The following is a 12,090-nucleotide window of genomic DNA, read 5'->3' as shown; positions in this document are numbered from 1 at the left end:
TCGCGCCCTGGCCTGATCTTTGCGGGGAATGGCCGCCGAAGCGCCGGCGGCCGCGCGGGACATCGACCACCATCGAATTCATGAGCTCAATGCGCGCCATCAGCCAGGACCACCTCGGCGGCCCGGAGGTGCTGCACGAGACCACCCTCCCCAAGCCGCAGCCCGGCCCCACCGAAGTGCTCGTCCGCGTCCACGCCGCCGGCGTCAACCCGGTCGACGCCAAGACCCGCGAGCACGGCCACTGGTTCGTCGAACCGCCGTTCGTGCTCGGCTGGGACGTCTCCGGGGTGGTCGAGGAGGTCGGGTTCGGCGTCACCACGCTCCGACCGGGCGACGAGGTGTTCGGCATGCCGCTGTTCCCCCGCGCGGCCCGCGCCCACGCCGAGTACGTCGTCGCGCCGTCCCGCCACTTCGCGCCCAAGCCCGCCGCGCTGGACCACCCGCACGCCGCCGGCCTCCCGCTCGTCGGCCTCACCGCCTGGCAGGCCCTGGTCGACACGGCCGACGTGCGCCCCGGCCAGCGGGTCCTCGTGCACGCCGCCGCAGGCGGGGTCGGCCACGTCGCCGTGCAGATCGCCAAGGCCCGCGGCGCGCACGTCATCGGCACCGCCAGCGCCCGCAACCACGACTTCGTGCGCGACCTCGGCGCCGACGAGGTCGTGGACTACACCGCGGTCGACTTCGCCGAGGCCGTCCGGGACGTGGACGCCGTGCTCGACGCGGTCGGCGACGACGTCGCGGCCCGTTCCGCGGCCACCGTCAAGGACGGCGGGATCGTCGTGACGATCCTCGGCGCGGCCTACGACGCCCTGGTCGAGGCCGCCGCCGGCCGGATCCGCACCGCCGCGCTCCTGGTCGAACCCGACCTCCGCGGCCTGCTCGGGCTCAGCGACCTGGTGGAACGCGGCGCGCTGCGCGTCGAGCTCGGTGCCGTGCTGCCGCTGGCCGACGCCGCCAAGGCGCACGAGCTGATCGACTCCGGCCACACCCGCGGCAAGATCGTGCTCACCGTCGACTGAGCCGGTCCCGAACGACCATCAGGGCCTCGCCCAGCAGGTTCAGGCCCAACCAGGTGCTCGGGTCGGCCGCGCGCGGGTCGTCCGCGGCCAACCCGATGCCCCACACCCGGTCCACCGGGCTCGCCTCCACCAGCACCCGGTCGCCGGTGCCGAGCAGGAACGCGCGCAGGTCGTCGTGGGCGCCGAACTTCGCCAGGTTCCCGCGCACCACGACGTCCAGCCGCGCCGCCGCCCACGTCGCCTCGTCGAAGCCGCGCACGTGCCGGCCCAGCGCCTTCGCCTCGCCCGGCGTGCGCGCCGCCACCACCCGCTCGGCGACCTCCTCGTCACCGAACAGCAGCGCCTTGCCCTCCATCATGAAGTGCTCGGCGGTCGCGTAGGTGCGGCCGTCCACCGTGAACGGCGCCTCCCACCACTGGCTGAGGCACTGCTTGCCGACCGGCGCGCCGGGGCGCGCCTGGTGCCCCCAGAAGAACAGGTACTTCGTCACGGCGCAGACGATGTCAGAAACCCTCGGCGAACCGGGTCGGCGGGGCGCGGCAACCCGCCGGCCGGAGACGGGTACGTCACGAAGATCGGGACGTCACGAAGATGGGGACGTCACACGGGCGGGCGCGCGGGCAGCGGCAGCGGCAACGCCGGCAGCCCGTCCATGCTCACCGCGTTGTAGTCCTTGCTCTCGCAGTACGCGGCGAACTCGGCGTCGGACTTGCGGCCGAAGTACTCCGCGTGCAGCGTCCGCTCGCCCCGGTAGTCCATGAACGGCACCGCGAACCCGCACGTGTCGCTGATCAGCTTCGCCGTCACCACCACGACCGCCCGCAGCGCCGGCCCGTCCGCCTCGCCGAAGCCCGCCACCAACTCGGCGAACCGCGGGTCGTCGCGGAACACCGGCTCGCCCGTGCCGTGCACGCGCACGATGTTCGGCGGACCGTCGAACGCGCACCACATCAACGTGATGCGGCCGTTCTCCCGCAGGTGGGCGATCGTCTCCGCGTGGCTGCCGCCGAAGTCCAGGTACGCCACGCGGTGCTCATCGAGCACGCGCCACGTGCCCGCCCGGCCCTTCGGCGACAGGTTCACGTGCCCGTCCGCCGACAGCGGCGCCGTGGCGGTGAAGAACACCGGCTGCGCCTCGATGAACTCGCGCAGGCGACCTTCGATCCGCTCATATGTCTTGCCCATGACGCCAGTATCACGGACCGACGACCCGGTATCGCCGCACGTCGCTCCCCTTGAGACCGGTGAACGCCCGCACACGTCGCCACAGCTCCGCCACGCCGACCGACCCGTCACCGCGCGCCAACGCGTCGACGTGCGCCTCGGCGGACGTCCACTCCGCGTAGTTCAGCACCCGCGTCCCGTCCACGCTCACGTGGAAGTGCCCGGAGATCCCGCCCGGGTGCGGCTCCTCCTCGGCCGCCAGCGCCGAGAAGACCAGGTCCACCCACTCCTCGGCGACGCCGGGCCGGTCGAACTCCACCGACACCAGCACCACGCACCCCACCGGCCGGTCCGGCGACGCCAGGCCCACCGACCGGTGGCGCCGGTACGCGACCCCGTCACCGGGGTCCGGGGCGCCGCCGGACCACTGCGAGTACGTGACGACCTCGTCGGCGTCCGGGGCGACGCGGGCCAGGCGCCGCACGTCCAGCAGCCCTTCGGGGCGCGGGTCGAACGGCACGGAGGCGTGGTGGAGGAGCACGAATCGGGCGTCTTCGCGGGTGAGGTCCATGCCGGGGACGCTAGGCGCGGCCGCCGGCCTGCCGAATCAGTCACGTGACCGGTGCACGGTTGTTGCACCTCGGTGGCGGCAACAGCAGACTCCCGTCATGGCACCCGAGATCCACCGCTCCCTGGTCCAGCACTCCCGACTGCGCTCCGACCCGCACACCGTGCTGCGCCGCATGCTCGACCACGTCCGGCCCGGCACCCCCTCGGACGAGCCCACCAGGGAGCTCGAACAGCGGATCGCGGACCTCCTCGGCAAGCCCGCCGCCCTGTTCTTCCCGTCCGGCACCATGGCGCAGCAGGTCGCGCTGCGCGTCCACGCCGAGCGCACCGGCCGCCGCACGTTCGCCGCGCACGCCCTGTGCCACCCCGCGATCTGGGAGGAGGAGGGCTACAACGCCGTCCACGGCCTGCGCCACAAGACCGTCGGCGACCGGCAGGCCCTGATCACCCTCGACGACCTCGCCGAGGTCCGCGAGCCCGTCGCCGCGCTGCTGCTGGAACTGCCGCAACGCGAGATCGGCGGCCTCCTGCCCGCCTGGGAGGACCTGGTCGCGCAGACGAAGTGGGCCCGCGACCGCGGCGCCGCCACGCACCTGGACGGCGCCCGCCTGTGGGAGGCGCAGCCGTACTACGACCGGCCGTTCGCCGAGATCGCCGACCTGTTCGACACCGTCTACGTGTCCCTCTACAAAGGCCTCGAAGGGGTGCGCGGCGCGGTCCTCGCCGGCGACCGGGAGACCATCGACACCGCGTCGGTGTGGCGGCACAGGCTCGGCGGCGCCATCCCCGACGCCTGGCCGCTCGCCGTCACCGGGCTCATCGGGCTGGACGAGGCGCTGCCCCGCATGGCCGAGTTCCGCGACCACGCCGTGGCCGTCGCCGCCGCGATCAACGCCGACGGCTACGCCCGCACCCGCCCCGAGGTGCCGCAGACGCCGCTGTTCCACGTCCACCTGCCCGTGCCGCCGGACGTCGTCGCCACCGCAGCGGCGCGAATCCTCGAGGAGACCGGTGTCGAGCTGCCGCGACGCGCCCGCGCGTCGTCCGAACCGGGCCGGTCCGCCATCGAGCTGACCATCGGCGTGGTGTCGCTGGACTTCACCCCGGAGGAGGTGGTGGAGCTGATCCGGCGACTGCGCTGAGACCGCGTCGCAGGAACTCCCGCTCGGCCGCGTTCCCGGCCGCCGCCAGCGCCCGCTCGTACGCCCGCGCCGCCTCCCCGTCCCGCCCCAGGCGGCGCAGCAGGTCCGCGCGCACGGCGTGCAGCAGGTGGTAGCCGGCCAACCGGGCGTGCTCCGCCGACAGGCCGTCCACCAGCGCCAACGCCGCCTCCGGCCCGTCGACCTCGGCCACCGCGACGGCCCGGTTCAACGCCACCACCGGCGTCGGCGTCAACGCCAGCAGGTGGTCGTACAGCCGGACGACCTGCGCCCAGTCCGTCGGCGGCGGGTCGCTGTGCACCGCGTTGATCGCCGCCTGCACCTGGTACGGGCCGGGCCGGTCGCGGCGCAGGCACCACCGCACCAGCTCCCGGCCCTCCGCCAGCATCGCGGCGTCCCAGCGGGAGCGGTCCTGGTCGGCCAGCCGCACCAACCCGCCGTCCGGGCCCGTCCGCGCCGGGCTCCGCGCGTGCTGCAGCAGCATCAACGCCAGCAGCCCCCGCACCTCCGGCTCGTCCGGCATCAACCCCGCCAGCAGCCGGCCGAGCCGCACCGCCTCGTCGCACAGGTCCTCGCGCACCAACGCGTCACCCGAACTGGCCGAGTACCCCTCGTTGAACACCAGGTACACCGCCGCCAGCACGGCCCGCAGCCGGTCCGGCAGCTCCGCCTCGCCCGGCACCCGGTACGGGATGCGGGCGTCCCGGATCTTCGCCTTCGCCCGCACCAGGCGTTGCGCCATCGTCGGCTCCGGCACCAGGAACGCCCGCGCGATCTCCGCCGTCGACAACCCGCCCAGCAGCCGCAACGTCAACGCCACCCGTGCCGCCGGGTGCAGCGCCGGGTGGCAGCAGGTGAAGATCAGCCGCAGCCGCTCGTCGCCCACCACGTCCACCTCCCCGCCGTGCTCGTCACGGGCGCGCAGCAGCGCCGCCTGCGCGTGCCGGTCGTCGCGCGACGACTCACGGCGCAGCCGGTCGATCGCCCGGTTGCGGGCGGTGGTGATGATCCAGCCCGCCGGGCTCGGCGGCACACCCGTCTCCGGCCAGCGGCGCACCGCCTCGGCGAACGCGTCCTGGACCGCCTCCTCGGCGATGTCGATGTCGCCGAAGACGCGGACCAGGACGGCGACCGACCGGCCGTACTCGGCCCGGAAGACGCGCTCGACCGACGTCACGTCAGCCGGGGAAGTCCTGGAACGGCCGCACCTCGACCGGCAGCGTGCACGCCACGCTCATCCGGCGGCCCCACTCCAGCGCCGCGTCCAGGTCCGGCACGTCGATGATGTTGAACCCGCCGATGTGCTCCTTGGACTCGGTGAACGGGCCGTCGGTGACGACCACCTCGCCGTCGTCCGTCGGCCGCAGCGTCGTCGCCGTCTCCGGTGCGTGCAGACCGCCCGCGAACACCCACACGCCCGCCTCGCGCATGTCCGCGTCGACCGCCTGCACGTCCTTCATGATCCGCTCCAGCACCTCCGGCTCGGGGATGTCGTAGCCGGTCGGCTCGATCACGCTGATCAGGTACTGCGTCATGGTGTCCTCCTCGGTTCGGGGTGTCCCACCCCCTACACGAACGGCCGTCGACCGGATCGACACGACGCCGGCAAAACCTCGGAGAAATTCTCGGGCGGCCCCGACGAGCCCGCCGGACGTGCCGGCCGCGGTCACCCGTGGTGCTCCAGGACCACCGTCAGCATCCGCGCCAACTCGTCCCGCTCGGCCGCCGACAGCGGCGCCAGCAGCGCGTCCTGGGCCGCCCTCAGCACCCGGTCCAGCTCCCGCAGGTGCTCGACCCCCGACGGGGTGATCGTCACGACGTTGCGCCGCTTGTCCACCCGGTCCGGCCGCCGCTCCACGTGCCCCTGGGCCGCGAGCTCGTTCACGGTCGCCACCACGTCGCTGCGGTCCAGCCCGCCGCGCCGCCCCAGCTCCGCCTGGCTGGCGGGGCCGAACTCGTCCAACGCGGCCAGCAGCGAGTAGTGGTACCGCCGCGCGCCGACCCCGCCCAACGCCTCCGACACCAGCCGGTGCGCGTGCGTCGTCGTCTGGCCGAGCAGCCAGCTCGCGGTGCCGCGCAGCCGGCGCGGCGCGCCCCGGGTCTCCATGCCGCCGCACTCTAGTTGGCGACACCAACGACCGCCGCGCGCCTACACGAGGCCGGGGTGCCCGAATTGCGCGATCCGCAGCCCGCCGTCCACGACGACCGTGTCAACCACCCGGAACCCCAGGCTCTCGTACAACGCGATGGCGGGCGCGTTGGCCGCACCCGTCGACACGATCGCCGGACCGCCCTCGGCCAGCACCTGCTCCACCAGCCGCCGCGCGAACCCGAGCCGGAAGTGGCTCGGCGCCACGCCCAGCCGGTCGATGTCCAGCACGCCGTCGACCTTCGCGTAGCCGACGAACGCCACGAGCTCGCGGTCGACGTACCCGCCGAGCCACCGCAGCGGGAGTCTGCGGACGTCGTCGACCGACTCGTGCAACGCCGGCATCGCCGTGCTGCCGATCAGGTCGGCCTCCACCGCGTACGACTCCAACGCGATCCGGTGCACGGCCTCCGCCGTGGCGTCGTCGGTGAGGTCCAGGGGAACGATCATTCGGGCACCTGCCTGTGGGGTGGGGAGTACGTCGGGTGGGGGAGTACGTCGAAGATTGCCATTCGGTCATCCGTTCAACCCCACGACTTCGCCCGTCGCGCGCCGGCCCCGCGACCCGCCCGGGGTTCAGCCATTCGCCGGATTACCCCGACCAATCCGAGGCGGACCCTGGAAATCGGGGGTGGGAGCCGTGGAATTCGGCCGCAGAACGTTCATCCAGGCAACAGGTCTCGTCACGTTCGGCGCGTGGGCGCACGGCCCGGACCGGGACTGGGACCGGCTCCGGCGCGCGCTGACCGGCCGGCTGGTCCGTCCCGGCGACGACGGCTACGACACCGTGCGCCGCCCGTTCAACACGGTGTACGCGCACCGCCGCCCGGCGGCCGTCGCCCTGTGCGCCGACGAGTCCGATGTGGCCCGCTGCCTCGACTTCGCCGCGACGCACGACGTGCCGGTGGCGGCACGCAGCGGCGGGCACAGCTACGCGGGCTACTCGGTGCCGGAGAACGGCCTGGTCATCGACCTGGCCGCGCTGAACGGCGTCGACGTGGACGAGCGCGGCGACGCGCGGATCGGCCCCGGCGCCCGGATGATCGACGTCTACGAGGGACTGGGCGGCGTCGGCCGGCTCCTGCCCGCCGGGACGTGCCCCACCGTCGGCGTCGGCGGCCTCACGCTGGGCGGCGGCATCAGCGTCGTCGCCCGCAAGTACGGCCTGACGTGCGACCGCCTGCTGTCCGCGCGGGTCGTGACGCCGGACGGCGTGACGCGCCACACCGACGCCCAGACCGAGCCCGACCTGTTCTGGGCGCTGCGCGGCGGCGGTGGCGGCAACTTCGGCGTCGTCACGTCCTTCACGTTCGACACCGAACCGGCCCGCGACCTCGTCGTGTTCCTCCTGCGGTTCCCCGCGGACGCGGGCGTCGACGTGCTCGGCGCGTGGCAGGAGTGGATGCTCGGCACGCCCGACGAGATGTGGACGGCGTGCGAGGTCGTCGCGGGCAGCCCGCCGACCGCCGGCGTCATCGGCTGCTGGGCGGGCGAGGAACGCGGGCTGCCGCCGCTGCTCGACCGGCTCACCGCGAAGGTCGCGCCGACCAGCCGCCAAGTCCTGCCGATGGACTACCTCACCACCATGCGGTACTTCGCGGGCTGCCTGCCGCAGTGCGCGCCGACCACCGGCGCGCCGTTCGTGGCCTCGTCCCGGATGCTCCACCGGCCCGTCGACCCGGCGCGCGCCGTCGGCCTCATGGAGGGCAGGCGCGCGGGCTGGGTGCAGTTCGACTCGTTCGGCGGCGAGATCGCCCGCGTGCGCCCGGACGCCACCGCGTTCCCGCACCGCGACGCCATCGCGAGCGCCCAGGCGTACGTCGGCGTCGGCGACGTGAGCGAGGCCGAGGCCCGCCGCACGGTCGCCGACGTCCGCGACGGGCTCGGCCACAACACCGGCTACGTCAACTACATCGACCCCGACATGCCGGAGTGGCGCACCGCCTACTACGGCCGCAACCTGGCCCGCCTGCGCCGCGTGGCCCGCCGCTACGACCCGGACCACGTCCTGGCGTTCCCGCAGAGCGTCGTCCCGTCCTGAGGAGACGACCAGTGGACCGGGTTCGTTGTGTTCCGCCTGTGCCAGGACGTTCCCGACGTGGCAACGCGTCCACGGGCGGGGCGTCCCGTTAGTTCTCCCGCGGCGTCCCGGTCGGTCCCCTCCCGGTCAGGCTCCGACGTACGCCGCCAGGTGCTCGCCGGTGAGGGTGGAGCGGGCGGCCACGAGGTCGGCGGGCGTGCCCTCGAACACGACCCGGCCTCCGTCGTGACCGGCGCCGGGACCGAGGTCGATGATCCAGTCGGCGTGCGCCATGACCGCCTGGTGGTGCTCGATGACGATCACCGACTTGCCGGAGTCCACCAGCCGGTCCAGCAGGCCGAGCAGCTGCTCGACGTCCGCCAGGTGCAGGCCCGTGGTCGGCTCGTCGAGCACGTACACACCGCCCTTGTCGGACATGTGGGTCGCCAGCTTCAGCCGCTGCCGCTCACCGCCGGACAACGTCGTGAGCGGCTGGCCCAGGGTGAGGTAGCCCAGCCCCACATCGGCCAGCCGGTCCAGGATGGCGTGCGCCGCCGGCGTCCGCGCCTCGCCCTCGGCGAAGAACGCCTCCGCCTCGCGCACCGACATCGCCAGCACCTCGCTGATGTCGCGGCCGCCGAGGTGGTACTCCAGCACCGACGCCTGGAACCGCTTCCCCTCGCACTCCTCGCACGGGGTGGCGACGCCGGCCATCATCGCCAGGTCGGTGTAGATGACGCCCGCGCCGTTGCACGTCGGGCACGCGCCCTCGGAGTTCGCGCTGAACAACGCCGGCTTCACGCCGTTCGCCTTCGCGAACGCCTTGCGGATCGGCTCCAGCAGGCCCGTGTACGTCGCCGGGTTGCTCCGCCGCGACCCCCGGATCGCGCCCTGGTCGACCGACACCACACCCGCGCCGGCCGGGATCGACCCGTGGATCAGCGAACTCTTGCCCGAACCAGCCACACCGGTGACCACGCACAGCACCCCGAGCGGCACGTCGACGTCCACGTCGCGCAGGTTGTGGCGGTTCGCGCCGCGGATCTCCAACGCGCCCGAGGGCTTCCGCACCGACTCCTTCAGCGACGCCCGGTCGTCGAAGTGGCGGCCGGTGATCGTGCCGCCGGCCCGCAACCCCTCCACCGTGCCCTCGAAGCAGATCGTGCCGCCCGCTGAACCCGCGCCCGGACCGAGGTCCACGACGTGGTCGGCGATCACGATCGTCTCCGGCTTGTGCTCCACCACGAGCACCGTGTTGCCCTTGTTCCGCAACCGCAGCAGCAGGTTGTTCATCCGCTGGATGTCGTGCGGGTGCAGCCCGATCGTCGGCTCGTCGAACACGTACGTCACGTCCGTCAACGACGACCCCAGGTGGCGGATCATCTTGACGCGCTGCGCCTCGCCGCCCGACAACGTCCCCGCGGGCCGTTCGAGCGACAGGTACCCCAGCCCGATCTCCACGAACGAGTCGAGGGTCTGCAGCAGCTTCGCCAGCAGCGGCGCCACCGACGGCTCGTCCAGGCCCCGCACCCACTCCGCCAGGTCGCTGATCTGCATCGCGCACGCGTCCGCGATGCTGATCCCCTTGATCTTCGACGACCGGGCCGCCTCGCTGAGCCGCGTGCCGCCGCACTCGGGGCACGTGGTGAACGTGACCGCGCGCTCCACGAACGCCCGGATGTGCGGCTGCATCCCCTCCTTGTCCTTCGACAGGAACGACTTCTGGATCTTCGGGATCAACCCCTCGTACGTCAGGTTGACGCCGTCGACCTTGACCTTCGTCGCCTCCTTGTGGAGGAAGGCGTCCATCTCCTTCTTGGTGAACTCCCGGATCGGCTTGTTCGGGTCGACGAAACCCGACTCCGCGTACACCCGCACCGTCCAGAAGCTGTCCGACTTCCAACCCGGAATGGTGAACGCGCCCTCCGCCAACGACTTCGAGTCGTCGTAGAGCTGGCTCAGGTCGATGTCCGACACCGAACCCCGGCCCTCGCAGCGCGGGCACATGCCGCCCGTGATGCTGAAGGAACGCCGCTCCTTCACCGTCTGCCCGCCGCGCTCCACCGTGACCGCGCCCGCGCCGCTGATCGAGGCGACGTTGAACGAGAACGCCTGCGGCGACCCGACGTGCGGCGTCCCGAGCCGGCTGAACAGGATGCGCAGCATCGCGTTCGCGTCGGTCGCGGTGCCCACCGTTGACCGCGGGTCCGCGCCCAACCGCTCCTGGTCGACGATGATCGCGGTCGTCAGCCCCTCCAGCACGTCGACGTCCGGCCGCGCCTGCGTCGGCATGAAACCCTGCACGAACACGCTGTACGTCTCGTTGATCATCCGCTGCGACTCGGCCGCGATCGTGCCGAACACCAGCGAGCTCTTGCCCGAACCGGAGACGCCGGTGAACACCGTCAGCCGCCGCTTCGGGATCTCCAGGCTCACGTCCTTGAGGTTGTTCACCCGCGCGCCGTGCACGCGGATCAGGTCGTGGCTGTCGGCGACGTGCGACGCGGACTCCTGCGCGTCCGTGTTCGTGGCCGTGCTCATCGTGTCTCCATCTGTTGCGCGGGGGTGGGGCGGCACTCGCGGGGAGCCCGGCCGCGTGCGCGGGCCCTCCGCGGTGCGGGTCTGCCGGGGCGCGTCTGCGAGGGGCGCGGTGAACGCCCGACGGCTCAGCGCAGCTGCTGGATGCGGATCAGGTTGCCCGCGGGGTCGCGGACGGCGCAGTCCCGGATGCCGTACGACTGCTCGGTCGGCTCCTGGACCACCTCGACGTCGCCCTCCTGCAACCGCGCGAAGGCGCCGTCGAGGTCCTTGGTGGCCATGAGCAGGCTCGCGTACGTGCCCTTGGCCATCATCTCGACGATGGTCCGGCGCTCCTCCTCGGTGATGCCCGGATCGGCCGCCGGCGGGTGCAGCACGATCGACGTGCCGGGCTGGCCGACCGGACCGACCGTGATCCACCGCATGCCGCCGTACCCCACGTCGTTGCGGACCTCGAACCCCAGCGCGTCGCGGTAGAACGCCAGCGACGCGTCCGGGTCGTGGTGCGGGAGGAAGCTCGCGTGAATGGTGATGTCCATGGCCATCACGCTAGGTCGCGCTCGGTGACGACGCTTCTCGATTCCTGATCGGCCTCGTCACCTGCTTGACCACGCACGACGGCATCCCCGCCGTCGCGCGTGCCGCCTCACGCCGGTAGACGCTCGGCGGCACGCCGACCAGCTCGGTGAACCGCGTGCTGAAGGTGCCCAACGACGAGCAGCCGACCTTGAAGCACACCTCGGTGACGCTCAGGTCTCCCTGGCGCAGCAGCGCCATCGCCCGCTCGATCCGCCGCGTCATCAGGTACGAGTACGGTGACTCGCCGTAAGCGCGGCGGAACTGGCGGCTGAGGTGCCCGGCCGACATGTTCACACCGCGGGCGAGCGCCTCGACGTCCAGCGGCTGCGCGTACTCCCGGTCCATCCGGTCACGGACCCGACGCAGCCGCGCGAGGTCGCGCAGGTACTCCGCTTCCGCCGATCTGCTGGTCACGTGCGGGATCGTGCCACACGCCGCCGCGCCGAGCCGGCCGCGACGCACGCGCCCGCCGGTGCCCGCCGGCGTCGGCCGGGTCAGCCGCCTCAGCCGACGAACGCCTCCGGACCGAAGCGGCCCCACGCCACGAAGGCGGCCAGCGCCAGGTAGCCCAGGTCCAGCACCATCAGCTTGATCTCGCCGCGGCGGTAGCGCGTGACCGCCGCGGCGGCCATGATCACCACCAGGCCGAGGGCGGCCAACGGCACCAGCACCGGCGCGATGCCGAGCACCGCGGGCAGGATCAGACCCACCGCCGCCAGGAACTCGAGCGCCCCGATCGCCTTCACGCTGCCGGCGCTGAAGTCCTCCACCCACGCCCCGGCGTGACCGGCGGCGGCGATCCGCTCCTTCGACACGACCACCTTGCCGACGCCGCCGACCAGGTAGACGACGGAGAGCAGTCCGGCAACGATCCACAGAGCGACGTTCATG

14 protein-coding genes are annotated in these 12,090 nt (G+C 72.8%); 3 read left to right on the top strand and 11 right to left on the bottom strand.

All coding sequences use genetic code 11. The features are described 5' to 3' along the window. Positions 1 to 89 precede the first annotated feature (89 nt). Positions 90 to 1,019: an NADP-dependent oxidoreductase gene (locus tag ACRAKH_RS17745; RefSeq protein WP_380718667.1), complete on the top strand. Its 930-nt coding sequence runs from the start codon at positions 90 to 92 to the stop codon at positions 1,017 to 1,019. Here the strand turns inward: ACRAKH_RS17745 and ACRAKH_RS17740 are convergent. From ACRAKH_RS17740 to ACRAKH_RS17730, 3 genes are all read right to left on the bottom strand, one after another. Further along, a complete protein-coding gene (locus tag ACRAKH_RS17740; RefSeq protein WP_380718659.1) occupies positions 1,006 to 1,509 on the bottom strand; it encodes an NADAR family protein in 504 nt (167 codons plus the stop codon). The genes ACRAKH_RS17745 and ACRAKH_RS17740 overlap by 14 nt on opposite strands. Positions 1,510 to 1,619: 110 nt before the next feature. Next, complete coding sequence (locus ACRAKH_RS17735) at positions 1,620 to 2,204, bottom strand: pyridoxamine 5'-phosphate oxidase family protein (protein WP_380718656.1); 585 nt, start codon at positions 2,202 to 2,204, stop codon at positions 1,620 to 1,622. 10 nt (positions 2,205 to 2,214) lie between these two features. Next, positions 2,215 to 2,754: a hypothetical protein gene (locus ACRAKH_RS17730; RefSeq protein ID WP_380718653.1), complete on the bottom strand. Its 540-nt coding sequence runs from the start codon at positions 2,752 to 2,754 to the stop codon at positions 2,215 to 2,217. A gap of 97 nt (positions 2,755 to 2,851) precedes the next feature. Here ACRAKH_RS17730 and ACRAKH_RS17725 point away from each other — a divergent pair, with 97 nt between their 5' ends. Continuing rightward, positions 2,852 to 3,895, top strand: a complete 1,044-nt coding sequence (locus ACRAKH_RS17725) for a threonine aldolase family protein (RefSeq protein ID WP_380718651.1) — start codon at positions 2,852 to 2,854, stop codon at positions 3,893 to 3,895. Here ACRAKH_RS17725 and ACRAKH_RS17720 read toward each other — a convergent pair. From ACRAKH_RS17720 to ACRAKH_RS17705, 4 genes are all read right to left on the bottom strand, one after another. After that, positions 3,852 to 5,090: an RNA polymerase sigma factor gene (locus ACRAKH_RS17720; protein ID WP_380718649.1), complete on the bottom strand. Its 1,239-nt coding sequence runs from the start codon at positions 5,088 to 5,090 to the stop codon at positions 3,852 to 3,854. The genes ACRAKH_RS17725 and ACRAKH_RS17720 overlap by 44 nt on opposite strands. A 1-nt stretch (position 5,091) precedes the next feature. Next, entirely contained in the window at positions 5,092 to 5,448 is a 357-nt protein-coding gene (locus ACRAKH_RS17715; RefSeq protein ID WP_380718647.1) for a YciI family protein, read from the bottom strand. 131 nt (positions 5,449 to 5,579) lie between these two features. Further along, positions 5,580 to 6,020 carry a MarR family winged helix-turn-helix transcriptional regulator gene (locus ACRAKH_RS17710; protein ID WP_380718645.1) on the bottom strand — a complete coding sequence of 147 codons (441 nt, stop codon included), beginning with the start codon at positions 6,018 to 6,020 and terminating at the stop codon, positions 5,580 to 5,582. 42 nt (positions 6,021 to 6,062) lie between these two features. Further along, positions 6,063 to 6,512, bottom strand: coding sequence for a GNAT family N-acetyltransferase (locus ACRAKH_RS17705; RefSeq protein WP_380718643.1), 450 nt, complete (start codon positions 6,510 to 6,512; stop codon positions 6,063 to 6,065). A gap of 181 nt (positions 6,513 to 6,693) precedes the next feature. Here ACRAKH_RS17705 and ACRAKH_RS17700 point away from each other — a divergent pair, with 181 nt between their 5' ends. Beyond that, entirely contained in the window at positions 6,694 to 8,103 is a 1,410-nt protein-coding gene (locus ACRAKH_RS17700) for an FAD-dependent oxidoreductase (protein WP_380718641.1), read from the top strand. A gap of 126 nt (positions 8,104 to 8,229) precedes the next feature. Here ACRAKH_RS17700 and ACRAKH_RS17695 read toward each other — a convergent pair whose 3' ends face one another. From ACRAKH_RS17695 to ACRAKH_RS17680, 4 genes are all read right to left on the bottom strand, one after another. Beyond that, entirely contained in the window at positions 8,230 to 10,623 is a 2,394-nt protein-coding gene (locus ACRAKH_RS17695; protein WP_380718639.1) for an ATP-binding cassette domain-containing protein, read from the bottom strand. Positions 10,624 to 10,748: 125 nt separating this feature from the next. After that, a complete protein-coding gene (locus ACRAKH_RS17690; RefSeq protein ID WP_380718637.1) occupies positions 10,749 to 11,159 on the bottom strand; it encodes a VOC family protein in 411 nt (136 codons plus the stop codon). Positions 11,160 to 11,169: 10 nt separating this feature from the next. Beyond that, positions 11,170 to 11,613 carry a helix-turn-helix transcriptional regulator gene (locus ACRAKH_RS17685; RefSeq protein ID WP_380718635.1) on the bottom strand — a complete coding sequence of 148 codons (444 nt, stop codon included), beginning with the start codon at positions 11,611 to 11,613 and terminating at the stop codon, positions 11,170 to 11,172. Positions 11,614 to 11,702: 89 nt separating this feature from the next. After that, positions 11,703 to 12,089 (bottom strand): DoxX family protein, encoded by a 387-nt coding sequence (locus ACRAKH_RS17680; protein ID WP_380718632.1) that lies wholly within the window; start codon positions 12,087 to 12,089, stop codon positions 11,703 to 11,705. Position 12,090 lies beyond the last annotated feature (1 nt).

The organism is Saccharothrix hoggarensis, from assembly GCF_052936025.1.
This window is presented reverse-complemented; position numbering and strand designations above follow the sequence as displayed.

Coding starts and splice junctions, on each gene's coding strand:
- ACRAKH_RS17745 (WP_380718667.1), top strand. CDS start 90: ATGCGCGCCATCAGCCAGGACCACCTCGGCGGCCCGGAGGTGCTGCAC.
- ACRAKH_RS17735 (WP_380718656.1), bottom strand. CDS start 2,204: ATGGGCAAGACATATGAGCGGATCGAAGGTCGCCTGCGCGAGTTCATC.
- ACRAKH_RS17730 (WP_380718653.1), bottom strand. CDS start 2,754: ATGGACCTCACCCGCGAAGACGCCCGATTCGTGCTCCTCCACCACGCC.
- ACRAKH_RS17725 (WP_380718651.1), top strand. CDS start 2,852: ATGGCACCCGAGATCCACCGCTCCCTGGTCCAGCACTCCCGACTGCGC.
- ACRAKH_RS17715 (WP_380718647.1), bottom strand. CDS start 5,448: ATGACGCAGTACCTGATCAGCGTGATCGAGCCGACCGGCTACGACATC.
- ACRAKH_RS17710 (WP_380718645.1), bottom strand. CDS start 6,020: ATGGAGACCCGGGGCGCGCCGCGCCGGCTGCGCGGCACCGCGAGCTGG.
- ACRAKH_RS17705 (WP_380718643.1), bottom strand. CDS start 6,512: ATGATCGTTCCCCTGGACCTCACCGACGACGCCACGGCGGAGGCCGTG.
- ACRAKH_RS17695 (WP_380718639.1), bottom strand. CDS start 10,623: ATGAGCACGGCCACGAACACGGACGCGCAGGAGTCCGCGTCGCACGTC.
- ACRAKH_RS17690 (WP_380718637.1), bottom strand. CDS start 11,159: ATGGACATCACCATTCACGCGAGCTTCCTCCCGCACCACGACCCGGAC.
- ACRAKH_RS17680 (WP_380718632.1), bottom strand. CDS start 12,089: ATGAACGTCGCTCTGTGGATCGTTGCCGGACTGCTCTCCGTCGTCTAC.